We start from the raw sequence: 383 nt of genomic DNA, 5'->3' as shown, positions 1-383 counted from the left end.
CGATCTACGTCGCGTACATCATGGGTACACGCCAGGACCTGCAAAAGCTCGTCGATACGCTTGTGTTAATGAGATGAGGAACTCGGCCGATGCGTACAAAAATTCCGCCGGTACGCGGAACGAGTACACCGCGCTTCAACTGATCGGGCAGATCAGGTCGAAGGGATCCAGGGATTAATAACCTGCAGTCCGCCCGCTTCGTAGGGCGAGGTATCGCGGGACGCGACGATGAACCCTCGCGAGGCGGCAATGGCGGCGATATAGCCGTCCGGTGTCGGGAAGCCGCGCCCGCTCTTTCTTGCCGTCGCTGCCAGGTCGGCATAGTGCTGTGCAGCGTTGACATCAAACGGCAGCACACGTCCCTCGAACAAGCCGAATAAGCT

Annotated in this window: 1 protein-coding gene; it reads right to left on the bottom strand. The window is 59.0% G+C overall.

Going from position 1 to position 383, the window contains the following annotated elements:
• Positions 1–152: 152 nt before the first annotated feature.
• Positions 153–383, bottom strand: a 231-nt coding sequence (locus BTA35_RS17535) for a PIN domain-containing protein (protein ID WP_139363773.1), incomplete at its 5' end; no start/stop codon positions are given.

It is taken from the genome of Oceanospirillum linum, assembly GCF_001995095.2.
Lineage (GTDB): Bacteria > Pseudomonadota > Gammaproteobacteria > Pseudomonadales > Halomonadaceae > Oceanospirillum > Oceanospirillum linum.
Note: the sequence above shows the minus strand (reverse complement) of the source record. Positions and strands in the feature narration are given on the sequence as shown.